The organism is Micromonospora sp. NRRL B-16802 (genome assembly GCF_001279555.1).
Taxonomy (GTDB): Bacteria; Actinomycetota; Actinomycetes; order Mycobacteriales; family Micromonosporaceae; genus Micromonospora; species Micromonospora profundi.
The window spans coordinates 247321-264296 of sequence record NZ_LGEB01000097.1; the positions used below are offsets into that span (position 1 = coordinate 247321).

13 protein-coding genes are annotated in these 16976 nt (G+C 72.2%); 7 read left to right on the forward strand and 6 right to left on the reverse strand.

The window, feature by feature from the left end:
- The first annotated feature begins 205 nt into the window (after positions 1 to 205).
- A complete protein-coding gene (locus ADK66_RS26610) occupies positions 206 to 1537 on the forward strand; it encodes a hypothetical protein (protein WP_053660114.1) in 1332 nt (443 codons plus the stop codon).
- A gap of 118 nt (positions 1538 to 1655) precedes the next feature.
- Here the strand turns inward: ADK66_RS26610 and ADK66_RS26615 are convergent, their stop codons facing one another.
- Positions 1656 to 2003 carry an Lsr2 family protein gene (locus ADK66_RS26615; RefSeq protein ID WP_053659978.1) on the reverse strand — a complete coding sequence of 116 codons (348 nt, stop codon included), beginning with the start codon at positions 2001 to 2003 and terminating at the stop codon, positions 1656 to 1658.
- Positions 2004 to 2159: 156 nt separating this feature from the next.
- Positions 2160 to 2696, reverse strand: coding sequence for a response regulator transcription factor (locus tag ADK66_RS26620; protein ID WP_231640204.1), 537 nt, complete (start codon positions 2694 to 2696; stop codon positions 2160 to 2162).
- A gap of 207 nt (positions 2697 to 2903) precedes the next feature.
- Here ADK66_RS26620 and lon point away from each other — a divergent pair, with 207 nt between their 5' ends.
- Positions 2904 to 5234 carry an endopeptidase La gene (lon, locus tag ADK66_RS26625; RefSeq protein WP_053659982.1) on the forward strand — a complete coding sequence of 777 codons (2331 nt, stop codon included), beginning with the start codon at positions 2904 to 2906 and terminating at the stop codon, positions 5232 to 5234.
- 123 nt (positions 5235 to 5357) lie between these two features.
- Entirely contained in the window at positions 5358 to 5762 is a 405-nt protein-coding gene (locus ADK66_RS26630) for a DoxX family protein (protein ID WP_053659983.1), read from the forward strand.
- A gap of 18 nt (positions 5763 to 5780) precedes the next feature.
- Here ADK66_RS26630 and ADK66_RS26635 read toward each other — a convergent pair whose 3' ends face one another.
- Both ADK66_RS26635 and ADK66_RS26640 read right to left on the reverse strand, forming a co-directional pair.
- Positions 5781 to 7514, reverse strand: a complete 1734-nt coding sequence (locus ADK66_RS26635) for a DEAD/DEAH box helicase (RefSeq protein WP_053659985.1) — start codon at positions 7512 to 7514, stop codon at positions 5781 to 5783.
- A gap of 130 nt (positions 7515 to 7644) precedes the next feature.
- On the reverse strand, positions 7645 to 8613 hold the full coding sequence (locus tag ADK66_RS26640; protein ID WP_231640205.1) for a hypothetical protein: 969 nt from the start codon (positions 8611 to 8613) through the stop codon (positions 7645 to 7647).
- Between the two features lie 138 nt (positions 8614 to 8751).
- On the opposite strand from ADK66_RS26640, the gene ADK66_RS26645 reads away from it, so the two are divergent.
- From ADK66_RS26645 to ADK66_RS26655, 3 genes are all read left to right on the forward strand, one after another.
- Positions 8752 to 9900, forward strand: a complete 1149-nt coding sequence (locus ADK66_RS26645) for a sensor histidine kinase (protein WP_053659987.1) — start codon at positions 8752 to 8754, stop codon at positions 9898 to 9900.
- Entirely contained in the window at positions 9897 to 10502 is a 606-nt protein-coding gene (locus ADK66_RS26650; protein ID WP_053659988.1) for a DNA-binding response regulator, read from the forward strand. The genes ADK66_RS26645 and ADK66_RS26650 overlap by 4 nt, the downstream gene beginning before the upstream one ends.
- 133 nt (positions 10503 to 10635) lie before the next feature.
- The gene (locus ADK66_RS26655) at positions 10636 to 11157 is read left to right on the forward strand and encodes a 2'-5' RNA ligase family protein (RefSeq protein ID WP_053659989.1); all 522 of its coding nucleotides are present in this window, start codon (positions 10636 to 10638) and stop codon (positions 11155 to 11157) included.
- Between the two features lie 66 nt (positions 11158 to 11223).
- On the opposite strand, the gene ADK66_RS31660 is transcribed toward ADK66_RS26655, so the two are convergent.
- Both ADK66_RS31660 and ADK66_RS26665 read right to left on the reverse strand, forming a co-directional pair.
- Entirely contained in the window at positions 11224 to 11685 is a 462-nt protein-coding gene (locus ADK66_RS31660) for a hypothetical protein (protein WP_157552934.1), read from the reverse strand.
- A 392-nt stretch (positions 11686 to 12077) separates the two neighbouring features.
- Positions 12078 to 14297 (reverse strand): family 43 glycosylhydrolase, encoded by a 2220-nt coding sequence (locus ADK66_RS26665; RefSeq protein WP_053659991.1) that lies wholly within the window; start codon positions 14295 to 14297, stop codon positions 12078 to 12080.
- 155 nt (positions 14298 to 14452) lie between these two features.
- On the opposite strand from ADK66_RS26665, the gene ADK66_RS31055 reads away from it, so the two are divergent.
- Positions 14453 to 15196 (forward strand): helix-turn-helix transcriptional regulator, encoded by a 744-nt coding sequence (locus ADK66_RS31055; protein WP_082377679.1) that lies wholly within the window; start codon positions 14453 to 14455, stop codon positions 15194 to 15196.
- The last annotated feature ends 1780 nt before the right edge of the window (positions 15197 to 16976 follow it).

A 16976-nucleotide genomic window follows, 5' to 3' on the forward strand; every position in this document is an offset into this window, starting at 1 on the left:
GACGCGGTCCCGTACTCCTGCGCGAATGAAGAGGATCTCCCCATCCGCGTCGACCGGGCGCGGGAGACGGTGCGGAAAGGGCATCGTCGGCCATCGACACGTTACCGGGTAGGTCGCGGTGGTCGCCGCCGTGGCGTGCCATCTCACATCCGTCGGTCCGCCGAGGGCAGGAATCCACTACCGGATCGAGAAGGAGAGCAATTCGATGCGCAGGTCCACTCGGGCACGCCGGCCATCCGGCATCGCGCGGAGCAAGCGTCTGCTGGCCGTTGTCGGCACGCTCGTGGTCTTCGGCGGAGTAGTCGCCGTCACCCAGATTTCGTCGGCCCAGGACCGGCGGACGAACAAGCCCCGGCCGGCCGCCGGACAATGCGTGGAGCCGAGCCCCGGATCGACCGCGCCGAGCGGCAACTCGACAAGCCGAACCTGGCAGAACGGCCGGTGGGTACGCAATCACTGGGGTGACGGGCAGCAGTCGGTCGCGGAATGCGAGGACGGTAAGGACGGCACTGTCGGCACCGGTTCGGCAATCGCCTGCCCGGATGTGGCGGCGCGGCTGCCGCAGGTGCCGGACCGGGCGCGTGCAGAGGTCGACCGCAATCTGGCGCAGTTGCAGACCCAGATCGCGGATGCCGACCGCCGGCTGGCCGCCGAGGGCAACAAGGGCGAGGCGTTCATCCGCAACGCGATCCTGCAGCCGTTGGCCGCCAAGCGGAAGGCGGTGTTGGACCGGATCACGCTCGCCATCGACCGGGTGGGACCGCGTCCGCAGGGTCTGGCGCAGCTCGCCGGGTGCCAGGTGCAGCCGACCGGCAACACGGGCGGCAACAACGGTGGCGGTAACAGCGGCGGTGGAAACACCGGTGGCGGGAACACCGGCGGTGGCAACAATGGCGGCGGGAACACCGGCGGTGGGAACACCGGTGGCGGCAACAACGGCGGTGGGAACAACGGCGGTGGCAACAACGGTGGCGGCAACGCCCCGGGTGCCGGCCTCGGTGTGCTGGCCAACAACTGCGACGAGAGCCAGTTGCAGGCGCACGACGGCTTCCAGAACGGCAACCGCTGCGTGAGCACCGCGTTCGGTGAGGTCGGCGCCGCCGCCAACAACCCGTCGCTGCTGATCACCCAGTTCCCGCAGCAGGTCGACCGCAACCAGACCTTCACCCTGCGGATCAGCACCCGCAACCTGGTCCGGGACCGCTTCCTCGCGGCCGGTCAGGGCGGGTACTACGTGGAGAGTTCGCTGCTCAACGCCCAGGGCCTGGTGCGGGGTCACTTCCACACCGCCTGCCGGATGCTGGACAGCCTGACCGCGCCGCCGGAGCCGCAGGAGGTGCCGGCGTTCTTCGTCGCCACCGAGGACGGTCGCGGCGGTGCCCAGCCGGACGAGGTGACCATCCAGGTCCCGGGCCTGCCGGAGTCGGGTACGGCGCAGTGCTCCGTCTGGGCTGGCGACGGGTCGCACCGTCTGCCGATGATGGAGCGGGCCAACCAGACCCCGGCGTTCGACGCGGTGCGCATCGAGGTCAACTGATTCGGAGTTCGACCGGCGGCGGCCGGCCACCCGGGGTGGGTAGCCCCGAGTGGCCGGCCGCACACAAACTGACGGGGTCACGCCGTTGCCGGCGGGACCCCGTCGTTGTGTCGCCCGATCAGCGGTTCTTGTACGCCTCGACGACCTCGACCGGGATCCGACCCCGCTCGGAAATCTTGTAGCCGTTCTTGACGGCCCATTCCCGGATGGCGCGGTTCTGCTCCCGGTCCATTCCCGCGCCGCTGGGTCGTCCAGGGCGCCGAACGGTCCGCGTGCTCTCCACCGGCCCCCGACCGATGCGCCGGCCGGCATTGATGTACGGATCCAGAGCCTTGCGCAGGACGCCGGCATTCTCGTCCGAGACGTCGATCGTGTAGGCCGCGCCGTCGAGGCTGAACTCGACGGTCCGGTCGGCCTTCCCGCCGTCGAGGTCGTCCGTCAGCACCGTGATTACTTTTCTCGCCATTGCCAATTACTCCCTGTGTGTGGCGGGATGTGCCCAAAGTCTGACCTATCATCCGGGGAAACCGCAACAATATGCGTCCCATTCATTTCGGCGCGTCGCGATTGGGGGACGCGCAAAACCGGGAACAGCTGCTGAATCAGCTGCGCTGGCGCAATGTCATTCGGTGAGGAGACCGGTCTGACCGGCGACGGCAGCGGCCTCCGCCCGGTTCGACACCCGCAGCTTACGCAGCAGCCCGGCGGTCATCCGTTTCACCGTCCGCTCCGACACGTGCAGTTCCTCGGCGACGTCGAGGGTGTTGCGTCCGGCGGCGATCACCCGCAGCAGTCGGCATTCCTCACTGTCCAGGTCGATGGGCGCGGGCCGGGTGGGTCGCAGCAGCGCGCGCAACAGGTCGGCCGGCAGCACCGCCCATCCGTCGAGGATGCCCAGCAGTGGGGGCAGTAGCTCCTCCGGCTCGCTGGTCTTCGGCAGGAACCCCTCGGCGCCGGCCCGCAGCGCCTCCAGCGCGGGCGCGGGGTCGGTGGAACCGGACATCGCGACCACCCGTACCCGGGGGGTGGTCCGGCGGATCGCGGCGATCGCCCGGATGCCGCCGGACGGCGGCATGTGCAGGTCGACGAGCGCCAGGTCGGGGCGGCAGCAGCTGACCAGTGCGGCGGCACCGGCGGCGTCACCTGTCGATGCGATCACCTCGGCGCGGCCGTCGGTCGTCGCCGGGATCCGGGCCCACGCCGGACGGCAAGGGCGAGTTCCGGTACGACGACAACCCCGTCGCGAACGGGTGTCAGCCCGCGTCCGGAGTGGCGCCGGCAGTGGTCTGGGTCACATGACGGAACAAGGGGAACGCTTTGTTACTTGAGTGGTACACGCTCAAGTCAACGCGATAGCAGGTGTTCGATGGCAACTCTTCCGGTACTTCCCCTGACCGACGCCGTTCTCCTTCCCGGCATGGTCATCCCGGTGACCCTCGACCCGACCACCCAGGCCGCCATCGACGCGGCGCGGGCGACCGGCGACCGCAAGCTGCTGGCCGTGCCGCGCATCGACGGCGAGTACGGCCCCGTCGGCGTGGTCGCCACCATCGAGAAGGTCGGCAGGCTGCCCGAGGGTGAGCCCGCCGCCGTCATCCGTGGCCTGTCCCGGGCCCGCATCGGCTCCGGTGTGCCCGGTCCCGGCGCGGCGCTCTGGGTCGAGGCGACCGAACTCGACGAGCCGGCACCCGCCGGCCGGGCCCGGGAACTCGCCCGCGAGTACCGCGCCCTGGTGACCTCGGTGCTCCAGCAGCGGGGCGCCTGGCAGGTCATCGACGCTGTGGAGCGGATGACCGACCTCTCCGAGCTGGCCGACTCGGCCGGGTACGCGCCCTGGCTGACACTGGACCAGAAGAACGAACTGCTCGCCGCGCCGGACGTCACCGCCCGGCTGGAACTGCTTGTCGGCTGGGTGAAGGACTACCTGGCCGAGCAGGAGGTCACCGAGCAGATCAACAGTGACGTCCGAGAGGGGCTGGAGAAGTCGCAGCGGGAGTTCCTGCTGCGCCAGCAACTCGCCGCGATCCGCAAGGAACTGGGCGAGGACGAGCCCGACGGTTCGGCCGACTACAGGTCCCGCGTCGAGAGCGCAGACCTGCCGGAGAAGGTCCGCGAGGCCGCTCTGCGCGAGGTGGGCAAGCTGGAGCGGTCCAGTGACGCCTCCCCGGAGGCCGGCTGGATCCGTACCTGGCTGGACACCGTTCTCGAAATGCCGTGGGGCACGCGTACCCAGGACAACACCGACCTGGCCGCGGCCCGGGAGGTGCTCGACGCCGACCACGCAGGCCTCGCCGACGTGAAGGACCGCATCCTGGAGTACCTCGCGGTGCGCAACCGCCGGGCCGAGCGCAACCTCGGCGTGGTCGGCGGGCGCGGCTCCGGCGCGGTGCTGGCTCTCGCCGGCCCTCCCGGTGTCGGCAAGACCAGCCTCGGCGAGTCCGTGGCCCGGGCGCTCGGGCGGAACTTCGTCCGGGTCTCCCTCGGCGGCGTGCGCGACGAGGCCGAGATCCGCGGTCACCGCCGCACGTACGTCGGTGCGCTGCCCGGTCGGATCGTCCGCGCGCTGCGGGAGGCCGGTTCGATGAACCCGGTCGTGCTCCTCGACGAGGTGGACAAGCTGGCCGCCGGCTATGCCGGTGACCCGGCCGCCGCCCTGCTGGAGGTCCTCGACCCGGCGCAGAACCACACCTTCCGGGACCACTACCTGGAGGTCGACCTCGACCTGTCCGACGTGCTCTTCCTGGCCACCGCCAACGTGGTGGAGTCCATCCCCGGCCCGCTGCTGGACCGGATGGAGCTGGTCATGCTCGACGGCTACACCGAGGACGAGAAGGTCGCCATCGCCCGGGATCACCTGCTGCCCCGGCAGCGGGAGCGGGCCGGGCTGACGGCCGAGGAGGTGGAGATCGCCGACGAGGCGCTGGCGCTGGTCGCGGGGGAGTACACCCGGGAGGCCGGCGTCCGGCAACTCGAACGGGGCCTGGCCAAGATCCTGCGCAAGGTGGCGGTGACACTGGCGACCGACCCGTCGCCGGTACGCGTCGACACCGGCAACCTCGCCACCTACCTGGGACGGCCGAAGTTCACCCCGGAGTCGGCCGAGCGCACCGCCGTGCCGGGCGTGGCGACCGGGCTCGCCGTCACCGGCGCGGGTGGGGACGTGCTCTTCATCGAGGCCACAAGCATGGAGGGCGAGCCGGGGCTGACCCTGACCGGCCAGCTCGGTGACGTGATGAAGGAGTCGGCGCACATCGCCCTGTCGTACCTGCGCTCCAACGGGCGGCGGTTCGGCATCGACCCGAACGTGCTGGCCGGACGCCGGATCCACGTCCACTTCCCGGCGGGCGCGGTGCCAAAGGACGGCCCGAGCGCCGGCATCACGATGGTGACGGCCCTGGCGTCGCTCGTCACCGGCCGCCCGGTCCGCCCCGAGTTCGGGATGACCGGCGAGGTGACGCTCTCCGGACGGGTGCTGCCGATCGGCGGGGTGAAGCAGAAGCTGCTCGCCGCGCACCGGGCTGGCCTCACCGAGGTCATCATCCCGGCCCGCAACGAGCCGGACCTTGACGACCTGCCGGCCGAGGTGCGCGAGGCGCTGACCGTGCACACCCTGGCCGACGTGGCCGACGTGCTCGCCCTGGCGCTGCGCCCGGCCGACGTCGAGGCGCTGGACGGTCCGGCGCTCGCCGCGGCCTGACGCTCCACCGCAACGGCCCCCACCGTCTCGTGTAGACGGTGGGGGCCGTTGACGTACTACTGTCTCGGTTGAACTCTCAACAACCCTCACCGCCGCGAGGCGGCGCCCCCCGGAGGAACCCCCGTGAACACCGTGCTCTGGGTCATCCAGATCCTGCTCGCCGCCGTCTTCGCCGGTGCCGGCCTGGCCAAGCTGACCCAGCCGAAGGAGAAGCTGCGCGACCGGATGGGCTGGGTCGACCCCGTCCCGCCCAGCCAGGTCAAGGCACTCGGTGCCGTCGAGGTGCTGGCCGCCCTCGGGCTCGTACTGCCCGCCCTCACCGGCATCGCCACCGTCCTCACCCCGCTGGCCGCCGTCGGGCTGGTCATCGTCATGATCGGCGCCATACTGGTGCACCTGCGCGACATGAAGAAGCAGGACACCGACGACAGGCGCCGCACGGAGATCCAGGGCGCCATCACCTGCGTGGTGCTGCTCGTCCTCGCCGCCGTTGTGGCCTGGGGTCGCTTCGGCCCGTACTCCTTCTGATCCGTGCCGGCGGCGTGCTCAGCGCTCGTCGCCTCCACGGTCGCGACGCACAGTGGCCTTGCGGCCCTTGATCGTGCTCTGGCGCAGTCCGGAGATCACCTCGTCGGCGACCCCCTGCGGCACCTCCACCAGCGAGAACCGGTCGGCGATCTCGATCGAGCCGATGTCCCGGCCGCGGATACCGGTCTCGCCGGTGATCGCGCCCACCAGATCCTGCGGGCGTACGCCGGCACGCCGGCCCAGGCCCACGAAGACCTGGACGGTGTTGCCGCCGCCCGGGCGCGGTCGGCCCCCGCCACGACGATCGCCGCCCCGGCCACCGGTCTCCGGCCGACCCTCGCGGGGGCCGCGCACCGGCGCCTGCGGGATCTCCTCCTCGTCGTCGGAGCCCGGCGAGGTCACCTCGTGCGCGAGCTTCACGGCGGCGAGGGCGACCTCCATCAGGTCGAACTCGTCGGTAAGCGTCTCCACGATCACCCGGTACGGGTCGAGGTCGTCCTCCAGCAGGCTCTCCCGCAGCGCCGCCTGGGTCAGCTCCAACCGGCGGGTACGCATGTCCGCAACCGTGGGGATCTTGTCGATGGTGATCCGCTGGCCGGTCACCCGCTCGATCGTCTTGAGCATCCGGTGCTCGCGCGGCTCGGCGAGGGTGATCGCCACGCCCTCACGCCCGGCCCGACCCACCCGCCCGATCCGGTGCACGTACGACTCCGGCGCCGACGGCACGTCGTAGTTGACCACGTGGGTGAGCTGCTCGACGTCCAGCCCTCGCGCCGCCACGTCGGTGGCCACCAGCAGGTCGGCGGTGCCGGCGCGCAGGCGTCCCATCACCCGGTCCCGCTGCTCCTGGCTCATCCCGCCGTGCAGCGCCTCGGAGCGGTAGCCCCGGCCGTTCATCGTCTCGGTCAGCCGGTCGACCTCCTCCCGGCTGCGGCAGAACACGATAGCGGCCGTCGGCGACTCCACGTCCAGCACCCGACCCAGCGCAGCCGGCTTGTGCGCCCGCGTCACGATGTACGCGCTCTGCCGTACCCGGGGCGCCTCACCCGCGACCTGCTGCTCCCGGCCGATCTCGATGCGGACCGGCTCGCGCAGGTGCTGGCGGGCCATCCCGTCGATGCGCGACGGCATGGTGGCCGAGAAGAGCACGGTCTGGCGCTGCGCCGGAGCGTGCTCCAGGATCGCCTCGATGTCCTCGGCGAAGCCCATGTCGAGCATCTCGTCGGCCTCGTCGAGCACCACGGTGGCCAGGCCGCCGAGGCGCAGGGTGCCCCGGGCGATGTGGTCCAGTGCCCGCCCGGGGGTGGCCACCACCACGTCCACCCCGCTGTCCAGCGCCCGCAACTGCCGCCCGATCGGCTGCCCACCGTAGATCGGCAGCACCCGCGCGCCCAGGTCCTTGCCGTAGCGGTGGAACGCCTCGGACACCTGCACCGCCAGCTCCCGCGTCGGCACCAGCACCAGCGCCACCGGGTCGCCGCCCTGACGGTGCGCCGTCATGAGGTTCAGCAGCGGCAGCGCGAACGCGGCCGTCTTGCCGGTGCCGGTCGCTGCCTGCCCCAGCAGGTCCCGACCTTCCAGCAGGGGCGGGATGGCCTCCCGCTGGATGGGAGTCGGCTCCTCGTAGCCGAGGGCGGCCAACGCGCCCAGCAGCTCGGAGCGCAGCCCCAGCTCCGTGAAGGCGTTCGCCTCGTCGGTGCCGTCGGGAGCGTTGTCGGTCGGGGCGTCGTGCTGTGCAGGTGCGGAACTCATGCGTCAAGCTTTTCATCAAGCCGCCGCGCCCGCTGCGCCGCCCGGCACAACATCAGCGCCCGTTGGCATGCGACACCGCCGAGGACGGACGCCAGGGCCGCCCGCCGCCCCGTGTCGGCGGGCGGCCGGATCAGCCGCCGATGCTCAGGAGCGCGAAGATCATCGTGGCGGCGATGGCCGCGTCCAGCACCCCGCACCACTCCGAGAAGGCGCGTGGCACCACCCGTCCGGTGCGGTGATGCGCAAGATCCCAGCCGGCGTGCGCCAACCAACCGAAGGCCACAAGCCAACCGGCGGTCCGCCCACCGGCCGCCACCGCGACCAGCGCCAGGCCGACCCAACCGGCCAGGCCGAGGAGCTGCGTGGCGAGCACCCCGGGCCCGCGCAGGGTCCGCCGTGCCACACCGATCAGCAGGTACGCCCCGGGCAGCACCAGCATCGTCCACGGGCTGAGCAGAGCCGGGTCGACCCACATGTCCACGGTCATCAGCAGGGCCAACCCGGTCGGCCAGCGGCGGGCGAGCGCCACGACGGCCGGGTGCCGGCGTACCGCCACAGGTGTCGCGTGCCGGTGCCGCAGCGCCACCAGCACCATCGCCGGCACCATCAGCAGGTGACCGCCGAGCAGCATCGCGTCGGCGTCCAGCAGACCGGCCCACATCGGCGCGAACAGCAGGAGGAACGGGACGTACATCGCGGCGGCCATCTCGCCGACCGCGTCCCATCCGTGCGCCCGGTACCGCATCCAGACGCTCATGCCGATTGTCATGTTGGTGGCCATCACCAGCGCGGCCACCTCCGAGCGGCCCAGCGCCCCGGCGATGCCGAGCAGCGCGCCGGCCGTGTCCCACACCGGGCCGAGCAGCAGCATCCCGGCGATCATGGCGATCGCCATCTCACCGAGGTGCCACAGTAGGCGCCGGGTGCCGCCGCCCGGTGGGTCGTTGTCCAGCGGTGCGTCGTCGGGAGGCGCGTTGCCCGACGGCGGGTTGTCCAGCGGCGCGTGGTTCGCCGGCGTGTGGTTCGGCGGTTTCGTGGGCGGCTGCGGTTCGGTCGGCGGTGCGACGAGAGTGTCGGCGTGTGTCTCTGTCTGTCCCATGACGTTCACACTGCCGGCGCCGCCGCGCTGTGGGCAGGCGCGTCCGTCACCGGAAGATTGTGCGGACCGCACGGGTCGACCGTGACATCTCGCAGGGGTGGACCGGGCGCGGGCCGGTCCTAGGATCGGTGCGTGGCGATGGAGGCGGTGATCCCCCGGGCGGACCGCCGGCTGCACCGGGCCCGGCAGGCGACCCTGCTGTCACTGGCCACCGGTGTCTGGGCGAGTGTCCTGCTGCCCGCGGTCGGCTTGACCCGCGAGCCCGACCCACGCCGGGTGGCGCTCGGCGCGGCCGGCATCCTCGCCTTCATGATCGCTCAGACCGCCGTGCTGTACGCGGCCGTGACGCCCTGGCTCGACCCACTGTGGCGTCGCCGCGCCCAGCTGAGCCTGGTCGGGGCGGCGGCCCTGACCGTCCCGCTGGTGGGGCCGGTGGCGGCAGGGGCCTGGCCGACCTGGGCCTGGTTGGGGGCGGCACTGATCGGCATGGGACCGCTGCTGCTCCGACTGCGGGCGGCACTGGTGATGGCGGCCGGCGTCCTGCTGGTGACGGTGGCTGTCGCCGTGTGGACGGGAGGTTCCGTCGCGCGTCACCTCGCCGTGACCGGCGGAGTCGGTGTCGGCGTCGCCGCCGTCCACGGGTTCCAGGTCTGGTTCTGGGATCTGCTCGTGGACGCCCGGCAGGGGCAGGCCGCCCAGGCCGGACTTGCCGCCGCCGAGGAGCGGCTCCGCTTCGCCCGCGACGTGCACGACGTCCTCGGGCACAGCCTCACGGTGATCGCGTTGAAGGCCGAACTCGCCGCGCGGCTGGCCGCTGTGGACCCGGAGCGGGCCGGCCGGGAGGCCACCGAGGTGCAGCGGCTCGCCGCGTCCGCCCTGGCCGAGGTGCGGGAGACAGTGCACGGCTACCGGGCCGTCGACCTCGGCGAGCAGTTGGAGGCCGTGGTGGGCGTCCTGCGCTCCTGCGGTGTGCGCTGCACTGTCGTCCCACCACCGGCGGACCTGCCGCAGGGCGCTGCCACCGAACTGGCGGCCGTGCTGCGGGAGGCGGGGACGAACGTGCTGCGGCACAGCCGCGCCGACTGGTGCCGGATCCAGTTCCAACGGGAGGACGACGTGGTCAGGATGACTGTGGCAAACGACGGTGTCGACGACCGAGGGCCCGACGGTTACAGCCACGGGCTGCGCGGGCTGGGTGACCGGCTCACCGCCGCCGGCGGCGAACTGCGGGTACGCCGGGACGACGCGGTCTTCACCATCGAGGCCGCCCTGCCGGTGACCTCGTGATCCGCGTCCTGCTCGCTGACGACGAGGACCTGATCCGGGTCGCCGTCGGCGCGCTGCTCGCTCTGGAGCCGGACATCGAGGTGGTGGGACACGCCGCCGACGGCCCGGCGGCGGTCACCGCGGCACTCGCACACCGCCCCGACGTGGCAGTGGTGGATCTGGAGATGCCCGGCCTGGACGGCATCGCTGTCGCCGCCGAGCTGACCCGCGTCCGTCCCGACTGCGCTGTGGTCGTCCTCACCGGGCACGGCCGTCCAGGGCACCTGCGCCAGGCGTTGACCGCCGGCGCCCGGGGGTTCCTGCCCAAGGGTGCCCCCGGCAGCGCGCTCGCCGACGTGATCCGCCGGGTGCACGCCGGCGGCCGGTACGTCGACCCGTCGCTCGCCGCCGACGCGCTCACCCTTCCCACCTGCCCGTTGACACCCCGCGAGCTGGAGACGCTGCGGTTGGCGGAGTTCGGCGCCCCGGTCGCGGTGATCGCCCGCCGGGTGCACCTGTCCACCGGCACGGTGCGCAACCATCTCGCCGCCGCCGTGCAGAAAATCGGCGCGGCAGACCGGGCCGCAGCCGTGCGCACCGCCCGGGACAACGGCTGGCTCTGACCCACCCACCGGCCGCCTGCACCCCCTCCCGGTGATCATGAGGTTGACGGGGTTCGAGCGGCATATCCCACCGCCAACCTCATGATCGACCCGGGAGAGGGCGGGGGCGACGGCCGGGGGATAGCTTTTCGGGGTGCGGACTGTGGAGTTGGTGTGTTCGGGCGGGTTGGACGGTGCGGTGCGGGCGGCGTGGGACCGGTTGGCGCAGGTCGGGCTGCCCAGCCTGGCCCGCAACACCCACCCCACAAACCGGCCGCACCTGACGGTCGCCGCTGTGGACAAGTTCCCGCCCGGAGTCGAGCCCCGCTTGGCCGATCTGCTGGACGCCGCGCTTCCGCTGCCGGTCATGCTCGAACGGGTCGTGGTCCTCGACGGCAGCGCGCCGCTGGTCTGGCTGGTACGCCCCACTCCGGCGCTGACAGCGCTGCACGCCGCCGTCTGGGACGTTCTCGCCGACGCCGACGGGCACCGCCCGTGGCACGCGCCGGGGGCGTGGGTGCCGCACCTGAGCCTGGCCCTGCGGTTCCGCGACGCGGACCTGCGGCTGGCCCGCGCCGTCACCGGTGGACAGCGCCCGACGGGCTCCTTCGTCGCGGCCCGCAGCTACGACGGCACGGACCGATCGGTGACCGCGTTGACCGGCCAGCAGTGCTGATGCCTCCACGGCCGTCCGGCCGGACGGCCGTGGAGGCAGGGGCTTCTGCGCCGGTGGGGCGGGGCCTCAGTTGCTGCCCTCGCCGTCGCCGTACAACTCGCCGCCACCCCCGCCGCCTGCGCCGCCGGCGTAGCCGTGACGGCCGTCGTTGAAGGGCAGGTCACCACGGATGCCGGGCGCCCTGGGCCGCTTGCCCGGCCCTCCGAGGTGTTGCAGGCAGAGAAGGCCGGCGCCCGGGAAGCATTCGCCGCGCCCGCCGCAGTCGGCCAGGTAGCGGTTGCCCTGCGGGACGCCGACTTCCTGGTCGACCCGGAAGAGCAGCGGCAGACCGGTGGGGCCACAATCCTCGTCCCGGCGGCTGTGGCTCAGAGTGGCCAGCAGCAGAGGGATGCGATCGACGTCGACCGCGCCAGCACTCGCCGCAGACCTCGGCCGGTGGTGCAGAAGGCTCCCGAACGCGGCGTCGCAGAAGGCGGCGTAATCCTGCGCGTGCAACGTCATTTCCTGCCACAGGACGTCCACAGCCACCGACGGCATTGTGACCTTCGTACTGGAATGGCGGACGACGAGTCGGAACCACTGTCGGGTAGCGGATTCGACCAGGTGAATGTCGTCGTCGCTGAGATGGGGAAACTGATTGCGTAGCCGCTGCCGCCCGCTTGCAGGAAACTGCAGGTCGTCCACGGCGCGAAGTCGGTGAGAGGTGCGGTCGCTTCTGAGCTTTGACCAGATCATGCGGCTGCTTCAATCCGCCCGCGGTGCGAGCGCTGGAGCCGCGACTTGCCACAATGGCGTCGCGGCTCCCTCATCGTACGACAGCCCGCAAGCAGGCAATTTGATCAGGAATGCTGTGTCGGCCCTCCTCGAAAAGCCTGACCCGAAACGAAGTGCCCCCTGGACCATCCAGGGGGCACTTCACCTCAGCGGTAGAAGCGCAGGTAGTCGAACTCGGCGGTGACCGCCGGCTCGGCGCCTCCGTGCGCGACGAGCCCGATCCGGGGGGTGGTGTCGGCCGGGAAGGTCCACACCGCACCCCACGTCCAGGTACGCCCGTCGCGGCTGGAGCCGGCCCGGAACTCGTGTTCACCGGTTGCCCGGTCGACGTGGTGCGCCAGGCGCAGCCAGGTGGTGGTGGCCGGGGTGCCGACGATGCTGCCCCCGTACACGGGTTGACCGGCGAAGGGCAGCTCGTAGCCGTACTCGACCTGGCGGGTGTTCCAGATCGCCACCTGGGCGAGGCGGGCGAACCGGTCGTCGTCCACGTAGGCGACCAGGCCGGCCTGCTGGTAGTTGCGGACGGTCTCCTCGCCGAGGTCCAGGGTCACAGTCGTCTCGACGACGTAGTCGCCGGTGGGCGCGTCGCGCAGCAGCACACCCGCCGTGTTGCCGGTGCCGGTCAGGTCGGCGGCCTGCACCGGCCAGCGCAGCGCCCCGCCGGAGACGGTGGCCGCGGGGTCCTCGCGTACCCACCGCCAGTCGCCGTCGAGCCCGTCGTCGAACTCCTCGGAGTACGCCCGCAGCGGCGCACCGGTCACGCGGGGTTCGGGCACCGCCCGCTTCGCCGGCTGGTACAGCCGGGCCACGCTGACGTTGTCGAACTCGGCCGGGCCGCCGGTGGCCGTCAACCCGACCGGGCCGGCCGCCGGGCGGTCCAGCCGCAACGACACCACGGCGAGCTGGTCACCCAGCCGGGCCGGGCTCAGCTCGGCGACGAGCTGCCGCCCGCGTACCTCGATGGCCAGATTGTGCCGGTCGGCCGGTGCGAAGCCGGCGGGCAGCGGCGCGCTGGCGCTCCGGCGGCCGTCGCTGGCGACGAGACGGCCGCCGACCACCCGGACCGCTACCCGGTCGTCGAGGGTGACCCCGGCGCTTGTCGCGCCGGTCAGCCGCAGGTCGGCCTCCGCGCGCACGTCTCCGCCGACGGTGGTACGGCTGGTCAGTGCGCCGCTGCCGGTAAGCCGGCCGTCGGCGACCCGCCACTGGCCGGTGCGTCGCCAGCGGGCCAGGTCGGTCGTGTCGAACCGTTCGTTGACTCGCCCGGTCGTGACCGGCGCGGGCCGGAGCCCGTCGGACGGGCCGGCGCCCGCGTTGACAGTCGGCCAGCCGTCGATCCAGTCGAGCCGGTCCAGCAGCATCGGGCGTTCGTTGATGCCGAACGGCTCGTCGAGGTACGGGTCGGCGCGGTCGATGGCGTGGTAGACGATCCAGTCCTGCCCGGACAGGTCGGTGACGAACCCGTTGTGCCCGGTGCCGATCCACCGGTTGCCGTTCTGGGTGAGGACCGGGGTGCCGCCGGCCCGGGACGCGGTGAGCGCGACACCGTCGCGGTCGGTGAACGGGCCGCGTGGGCTGCGCGCGCGTCCGACCTGGACGGAGTAGCCGGTGGCCGGCCCGGCGCAGCAGTTCGCTGTGGACGCGAACAGGTAGTACCAGCCGTCGTGGCGCAGCACGTAGCTGCCCTCGAACTTGTTGTCGACTGCCACCAGCGTCGGAGCGCCGACCGCCCGCAGCCCGTCCGGGCTCAATTCGGTGACCGAGATGCCGCCGTAGTAGCTGCCGTAGTAGAGGTAGTTGCGTCCGTCGACGTCGGTGAACTGGCTGGGATCGATGGTCCACAGGTAGCCGCCACCGCCGCCGGGGCGCGGCGCGACGACGGGCTGCGCGGCGAAGGTCCACGGCCCGGTCGGGCTGGGCGCGGTGGCCGCGCCGATGGCGTAGTCGCTGCCCTCGGCCGAGACGGTCGTGTCGGTGACCGTCACGTACATGACCCACTGGTCGCCGACCCGGCGCACGTCGGGTGCCCAGAACGCCGCACCGGGTGCCGCGTACGGCGGGCGCTGGTCCGGGCCGAACGCGTCGCCGACGTACGTCCAGTCGACAAGGTCGGCCGAGCGGGCCGTGGGCACCCGGTGGAACTCGTGTTCACCCTCGCGCAGCGGGTCGGTGGTGCCGTAGGCGTACCAGAAGCCGTCGTCGCCGCGGACGATGACCGGGTCGGCGAAGGTGTCGCCGACGGCGGCGGAGACCGGGTTGCGGTAGCGGGACGGGCCGGGGGAGCCGGCGACGGACGGGGACGGGGTCGCGGCCAGGAGCAGAAGGAGCACTGTGGCGAGCGCGCCGCCGCGGCGGAAATGTCGCATGGGGCCTGCCTTCGCGAGAGTGGGTGGCGGTGTGGCGACAGGGGACGGTGTGCGCCTCGTTTCTACAACGATGGATACAACGTTGTAAAGAGCGCGCGTGCACGACCGGGGAGCCGCCCGACCGGTGCGACGCGGGTCGCGGCGATGATGGGGGCATGAGTGGTGGCATCGAGGGACGGCCGATGGCCGAGCTGGCCGCGCTGCTTGCCGACGGCACCCGCGCCGACATCTGCGTCGCGCTGCTCGACGGCCGCGCCTGGACCGCCGGCGAGCTGGCCCGCCGGGCCGGCGTCGCCCCGTCGACGGCAAGCGACCACCTCACCCGACTCGTCAGGGGTGGACTGCTTGTCGAAGAGCGGCAGGGCAGACACCGGTACCTGCGCCTCGCCGGCCCGTCGGTGGCCCAGCTGATCGAGGCACTGGCCGGCCACACGCCCGCCGCACCCCGTCCGGCCACGTCGCTGCGCGCTGCCACCACCGCAACCGCGATGGCGTACGCCCGGACCTGCTACGACCACCTGGCCGGGCGGCTGGGCGTGCTGATGTACGACGCGCTACTGGCCGGCGGGCGACTGGACCGGGCCAGCGGCCTGACGCTGACGCCCGATGGGTGGGCCTGGGCCGCCGGGTTGGGCGTACCCGTGGATGTGCTGCGCGCCGCGCGGCGTCCCGTGGTCCGCGACTGCCTGGACTGGACCGAGCGCCGCCCCCACCTGGCCGGCGGCCTCGGCGCGGCACTCTGCCGCCGCTTCGCCGAGCTGGGCTGGACCACCCCCGGCGCCGGCCGCGCGGTCCGGTTGACGTCTGTCGGCCGCACCGCCCTGGCCGAAACCCTCGACGTCAGCGACGAGGCCCTCGCCCCTGCCGGCCCTCCACCACAGGCCAGCGGCCGGGCCTGATGCCGGATGGCGTCGCGCGCGCCCGCGTGACGGGCGAACTGACCGGCCGGGCTCACCCGGTCCAGCGTGGCCGGGCCGGTTCCCCCACCCGCACCAGCGGCCGGCCCTGCATCCGGCGCCCTGGCGCGGCCCTGTGCCTCGGCCGCTGGCGCCCGCCAACGGTGCCACGAGCCGGCCGGGCGCGGTGGTCCGTGCCGCCTGGTGCCGGCGCAGCCACGCCACCGCCGCCATCAGCAGCACGAGCACGACAACCATCCGCAGCGTGGTGATGACGGTCTGCGGGCCCGACCCGTACTGCAGGGCACACTGCCCAAGCCCCATCGCGAACACCACCCGCACCGTGCTCATCGAGCGGAGTGCGAACACCTCCACGGCCCCGAAGGCCAACCCGAGCAGCAGGGCGATGAGCAGCAATCCCACCGGCCCGTAGTACGCGACCACGGACCCGAGGATGGTGGGCAACCAGTCGACGTACTGACTCAGCCCGTGTGCCGAGTCGATGTACGCCTCTTCGCTGCGCTGCTCCAAGCTGCGGTTCTGTAGCTTCTCGGGGGAGAGGAAGCTGGGAACGAGCATCGCCAGGTTGTTGCCAATCGTTTCCAAGCCGATGGGCTGGCCCGCGCCGCGAAGGCTGTCGAACACGAGTGCCCCGAAGGTGTTCCCGTCGAACCTGTAGATGACGTCGTTGGTGATTGCTTCCCGGCTCTCCGCAGTGTGGATAGACGTCGCGCCGTCCAGTAGCGCCTCGACGCGTTGCCCGCTACCGGCGCCCGCGTCGAAGGCCTCCCGGCCGGCGACCGCGCGGGTGGAGGAGATCAACGCGGTGAACGCAGCGACGACGACCACGACGAGTGCCACCTGCCGTCGAGACGGTCGGAGACCGTGCAGCGCTGCGCCGATCAGGGTGAGGACCGCCGCGAAGACGATCATTGCCCGCGTGCCCGCCAGCGCGAGCAGCACCCCCTGCACCGCCAGGACGGGCACAAGCCACCGCATCCCCCAGCGCACCAGGATGACCGCCCCGATGACGCCGACCACCGGCACCAGGAACTCACCGGCCAGGTCGACGAGCACGCCGCCACGCTCGGGGATATCACTCTCGGCGGCCACCGGTGCCAGCGGTTGTAGCGCTCCCTTGCCTTGCCCGGTCGCCACGAGGAGCGGCAGCACCAGAAGGAGCAGCCACGGCAGGCGCAGCCGTGCGAGACCGGCCTCGTCGTGGGCGTGGGCGGCCGGCTTGCGGTGCCGTGAGCGCAGCACGACCGACCCGTAGGTGAGGGCGTAGCAGGTGATGGCGACGGAGACGAGCAGGATCCAGTTGTCGATCAACTGCTGATCGACGTACGTGCGGAAGAAGTTGCGCCCCGGCCACATCGCCTGCATGACCTCTGTGACGCCGTGGAAGACCACGGCAGCGGCCAGCATCAACGCCCCCGGCCTGCGCCCCCATTCACCTCTGACCAGGGTGTGCACCCAGATCAGGGCCGCCGCCTGGATCGTCAGACCCGCCCACACCGCCACCGTCACAACTGGTTCCCCCGAACCTGCACACGGGCTGGTTGCCGATCTCCGGCGGCCCGCACCAGCCCGAACCAGCAGGCCCGCCGCACTACTCAACGCACCGGCGCGCGTCACGTAACCGCCCCGACCCGAACGGCACCCGTTCGCGCCACAGGGGCGTTCCCCCGCCCGAAAGCGGGCACACGATCCAGGATGGAGTGGTATCGCTCGCGGTCGAGGCCACAGGATCCTGGATCGAGCACGATCACGCGGGCGCGGG

Excerpts from the sequence above, each read along its gene's own strand:
- ADK66_RS26610 (WP_053660114.1), top strand. The coding sequence starts at position 206 with ATGCGCAGGTCCACTCGGGCACGCCGGCCATCCGGCATCGCGCGGAGC.
- ADK66_RS26615 (WP_053659978.1), bottom strand. The coding sequence starts at position 2,003 with ATGGCGAGAAAAGTAATCACGGTGCTGACGGACGACCTCGACGGCGGG.
- lon (WP_053659982.1), top strand. The coding sequence starts at position 2,904 with ATGGCAACTCTTCCGGTACTTCCCCTGACCGACGCCGTTCTCCTTCCC.
- ADK66_RS26635 (WP_053659985.1), bottom strand. The coding sequence starts at position 7,514 with ATGAGTTCCGCACCTGCACAGCACGACGCCCCGACCGACAACGCTCCC.
- ADK66_RS26640 (WP_231640205.1), bottom strand. The coding sequence starts at position 8,613 with ATGGGACAGACAGAGACACACGCCGACACTCTCGTCGCACCGCCGACC.
- ADK66_RS26645 (WP_053659987.1), top strand. The coding sequence starts at position 8,752 with ATGGAGGCGGTGATCCCCCGGGCGGACCGCCGGCTGCACCGGGCCCGG.
- ADK66_RS26665 (WP_053659991.1), bottom strand. The coding sequence starts at position 14,297 with ATGCGACATTTCCGCCGCGGCGGCGCGCTCGCCACAGTGCTCCTTCTG.
- ADK66_RS31055 (WP_082377679.1), top strand. The coding sequence starts at position 14,453 with ATGAGTGGTGGCATCGAGGGACGGCCGATGGCCGAGCTGGCCGCGCTG.